Source organism: Mycobacteriales bacterium (assembly GCA_036497565.1).
Lineage (GTDB): Bacteria > Actinomycetota > Actinomycetes > Mycobacteriales > QHCD01 > DASXJE01.
In genome coordinates, this window is sequence record DASXJE010000262.1 from 1 (window position 1) to 4,107 (window position 4,107).

General features: G+C 69.8%; 4 protein-coding genes. All 4 read left to right on the forward strand.

The genetic code is table 11. The features are described 5' to 3' along the window. On the forward strand, positions 1-1,277 hold a 1,277-nt coding region (locus tag VGH85_21050; protein ID HEY2176303.1), incomplete at its 5' end, for a cytochrome P450. Between the two features lie 53 nt (positions 1,278-1,330). Beyond that, the gene (locus VGH85_21055; GenBank protein HEY2176304.1) at positions 1,331-2,125 is read left to right on the forward strand and encodes a glucose 1-dehydrogenase; all 795 of its coding nucleotides are present in this window, start codon (positions 1,331-1,333) and stop codon (positions 2,123-2,125) included. A 17-nt stretch (positions 2,126-2,142) separates the two neighbouring features. Continuing rightward, the gene (locus VGH85_21060) at positions 2,143-3,102 is read left to right on the forward strand and encodes a TIGR03564 family F420-dependent LLM class oxidoreductase (protein ID HEY2176305.1); all 960 of its coding nucleotides are present in this window, start codon (positions 2,143-2,145) and stop codon (positions 3,100-3,102) included. Continuing rightward, positions 3,099-3,839 carry a hypothetical protein gene (locus VGH85_21065; protein ID HEY2176306.1) on the forward strand — a complete coding sequence of 247 codons (741 nt, stop codon included), beginning with the start codon at positions 3,099-3,101 and terminating at the stop codon, positions 3,837-3,839. The genes VGH85_21060 and VGH85_21065 overlap by 4 nt, the downstream gene beginning before the upstream one ends. Positions 3,840-4,107: the final 268 nt, after the last annotated feature.

A 4,107-nucleotide genomic window follows, 5' to 3' on the forward strand; every position in this document is an offset into this window, starting at 1 on the left:
CCGCTGGGAGCGACACGTTTCTCTTCGATCCCTGGGACGTGTCCTGGCGTGACGACCGGACCGCCGAGACGGCCGACCAGCTGGTGGAGAACCACCCGGTGTACCGGCTGCCCGACGGCAAGTACGTCATCTCGCGGTACGAGGACGTCAAGGAGATCCTGGGCAACCACGACCTCTACACGGCGCGCCCGAACCAGGAGCAGCTGATCGGCTTCCCGCCCCGGCTCGAGGGCGACCAGGACCCGGAGATGCTGCAGCGGCTGCAGGACCTGATCGCATCCATCCCGTTCGACCTCAGTGAGTTCGGCAACGCGAACGTCATCGTCGGCGTCGACCCGCCGCTGCACACCCGCATCCGCGCCATCGTGGCGCGCGGCTTCGTGCCGCGCCGCATCCGGGCGCTCGGCGACAGCGTCGACGCCATCGTCAAGCAGTGCCTCGACGGCATCGAGACTGCCTCGACCTTCGAGGTGAACGAGAAGCTCGCGGTGCCGGTCCCGATCCGGGTCATCGGCGACATCCTCGGGCTGCCCGTCGACAAGCACCCCGACCTCAAGCGCTGGTCCGACGTGCTCTCCGCCAGCGTGCACGGACCCGAGCGGGGCACCGCCGGGGCCGCGGTGAACCTCATCGGGATGTTGATGGAGTTCGGCATGACGTTCATGCCGTTGATCGAGGCCCGCCGCCAGGAACCCGGCGACGACCTGATCAGCGACATGGTGCGCGCCGAGGAGGGCGACACCCTCACCCTCATCGAGGCGGTGCTGTTCCTGATCATCCTGATGGGCGCGGCGAACGAGACGACCACCAGCCTCATCGGGAACACCATCACCTACCTGCTGCGGAACCCCGACCAGCTCAAGCTGGTGATCGAGGACCCGTCACTGGTCGCGCAGGCCAACGAGGAAGCGCTGCGGCTGTGCGCCCCGGTGCAGTTCGTCTACCGCGAGAACAACGTCGAGGTCGAGCTGCAGGGCGTCACGATCCCCGCCGGCTCGCCGCTGATCTGCATGATCCACGTGGCGAACCGCGACAAGCGCCAGTACCCGGACCCTCACCGCTTCGACGTGACCCGCAAGGGCCAGCACCTGGCGTTCGGTCACGGCGTGCACGTCTGCCTCGGCGCCCACCTCGGTCGTGTCGAGGCGAACAAGGCGATCGAGGCCATTGTGGCGCACCTGCCGGACTTCGAGCTCGACTCCCAGGTGCTGCGACTGGACCGCAGCGCCTTCACCCGGGCGTTCGACTCCATCCCGCTCACCCGCAGGACCAGCTGATCTCGCCATCCCACGCGACTGAGCACTCACCCACCCAGAAGGCAGGACCTGACATGGGCGACCGACTCGCCGGCAAGGTAGCGATCGTGACCGGTGGCGCGCGCGGAATGGGCGCGGCCATCAGCACGCTGTACGCGGAGCAGGGCGCCAAGGTGCTGGTCACCGACGTCATCGACGACGAGGGCGAGGCCCTGGTCAAGGAGATCGGCGGGGCCGGGGCGGATCGGGTCGCCTACCGCCACCTCGACGTCACCAGAGAGGCCGAGTGGACCGCCGCGGTCGCCGACGCCGTGGAGCGCTTCGGCAAGGTCGACGTGCTGGTGAACAACGCCGGCGTCCTGCGCGCGGTACCCATCCCGAACATGACCGAGGACATCTACCGCGAGGTCATCGACGTCAACCAGATCGCGGTGTTCCTCGGCATGAAGGCGGTCGTGGGCCCGATGGTGGCGGCCGGCGGCGGCTCCATCGTCAACATCTCCTCCATCGACGGCCACCAGGGCACGCCGACGCTGGTCGCCTACGTGGCCGCCAAGTACGCGGTGTGCGGGATGACCCGGGTGGCCGCGCTGGAGCTCGCTTCCGTGGGCATCCGCGCGAACACCGTGTGCCCCGGTGCCACCCGCACCCGCATGATGGACGCCCCGGACATGGCCGGCGTCGACATCGAGGCCATGAGTGCCCGGATGGCGCCCCTGGGCCGGATCGGTGAGGCACACGAGGTCGCCGCCGCTGCCCTGTTCCTGGCCAGCGACGAGAGCTCGTACATCACCGGCACCGACATCGTGGTCGACGGCGGCGCGACCTCCGGCGTCGGCGTGGAGATGTTCAGCCAGGTCTCGACCTGATCTTCGGGAGTACGGGCATGCGGATCGGGATCAACGGGTCGAGTCTCGTCGCCACCGGGGCATCGGTGTCGAAGCTGGTGGCGCACGCCGCGGCGGCCGAGGCGGCGGGTTTCGCCTCGTACTGGCTGGGCCAGCTGGCCGTGCCGGACGCGCTGACGGTGTTCGCGGCGGCCGGCGCCGCGACGTCACGGATCGAGCTGGGCACCGCGGTCGTGCCGACGTGGACCCGGCATCCGCTGATGCTCGCCGCGCAGGCCCTGACCACCCAGGAGGCGTGCGGCAGCCGGCTCGCGCTCGGCATCGGGCTCGCGCACAAACCGCTCGTCGAGCAGACCTTGAAGATCCCGTTCACGACGCCGGCCAAGCACATGGACGAGTACCTGTCCGTGCTGCTGCCGGCGTTGCGGGACCGCAAGGTCGCGTTCACGGGCGACATCTGGTCCGGCTTCGAAGACCTCTCGGGTGGTGCGCGCTCGGCGACCCCACCGTCGGTGCTGGTCGCCGCGATGGGGCCCCGGATGCTCGCGATGACGGGTGAGCGGGCCGACGGGTCGATCCTGTGGCTGTCGGGCCCGCGCACCATCGGGACCACCATCCGTCCGGCTCTCGATGCCGCCGCCGCTGCCGCCGGCCGCCCGTCGCCGCGGGTGGTGGCCGGGTTGCCGGTGTGCGTCACCGACCGGCCCGACGAGGTACGGAGCATGATCGCCGGTGCGCTGGCCACCTATGCGACCCTGCCGTCCTACCGGGCGATGCTCGACGCGGAAGGTGGCCCAGGCAACTCGATGGGTCCCGCCGACGTGGCGATCGTGGGTGACGCCGCGACGGTGACCTCGCGGCTGCGGGCCCTGGCCGACGCGGGCGCGACCGACTTCTCGGCCACCGAGTTCGGGCTCAGCAGCAAGGATTTCGCCGCCACCAGGGAGCTGCTCGCGGGTCTGGCGCGGGCGAACCCGGGACCAGGAGATCGAGCATGACCGAATCCGGTCTGGCCACCAGGGTCACCGTCGACCTCACGGTCTCCCGCAGGCAGGTCCTCATGTGCGCCTGGTGCGGCGCGCTGCTCATCGTGCTGATCGGCGGCGGTCTGCTGTTGGCCGGGCTCTGGCCGCCGCCGCGAGCCAGTGCGAGCGCCGAGGAGATCAAGGCGTTCTACGCCGGCTCACCGTTGCGGATCCGGGCCGGGCTGGCGCTGATGATGGCCGGCCTGGGGCTGATCATGCCGTGGGGCGCGTCGATCGCCGCGATGACCAGCCGGATCAGGGACTCGTCATCGTCGATGACGTTCGTGCAGGTCGCGGCATTCGGTGTCGCCACCATCATCGGCGTATCCAGTGTGATCTGCTGGGGCGTCGCCTCGTTCCGCCCCGACGAGGTGTCCGCCGAGCTGACCCGGGGGTTCTCCGACCTCGGCTGGTTCTTCTTTGTCTTCGACTGGTCACCGCTGGCCGTCTGGTACCTGGCCGTGGCGGTGGCGATCTTCGGCGACCGGAGCCCGTTCCCGGTCTTCCCGCGCTGGTCGGCCTACCTGAGCCTGTGGGTCACGACGCTGTCCGCGCCCGGCGGTCTGATGATCTTCTTCAAGACCGGGCCGCTGGCGTTCAACGGGCTGTTCGCGATCTGGATCCCGCTCGGGGTGTTCTTCGTGTGGATCATCGTCATGACCGCGCTGGTGATCCAGGCGGTCAACCGGCAGACCGAGCCGGAGGTGTAGATGATCGTGGCCAGGTCACCGGGCCGGACCTTCGGTGACGAACGCGCCGGTGATCGTCGCCGCACCCCAAGTCATCGTTACCCCGCCCGGTCCGGCGTGCGAGGCCTAACTGGAGGTGCTCTGGCGGATGGCCGCGACCAGACCGTCCTGGGTGGGGAAGTGGGTGCGCTCGAGCTCGGTGGCGAACGGCACCGGCGTGTTGGCGGCGGCCACCCGCAGCACCGGTGCACGCAGCGTGCCCCACAGCTTCTCCTGCAGCACCGCCGCC

Coding starts and splice junctions, on each gene's coding strand:
- VGH85_21055 (HEY2176304.1), top strand. CDS start 1,331: ATGGGCGACCGACTCGCCGGCAAGGTAGCGATCGTGACCGGTGGCGCG.
- VGH85_21060 (HEY2176305.1), top strand. CDS start 2,143: ATGCGGATCGGGATCAACGGGTCGAGTCTCGTCGCCACCGGGGCATCG.
- VGH85_21065 (HEY2176306.1), top strand. CDS start 3,099: ATGACCGAATCCGGTCTGGCCACCAGGGTCACCGTCGACCTCACGGTC.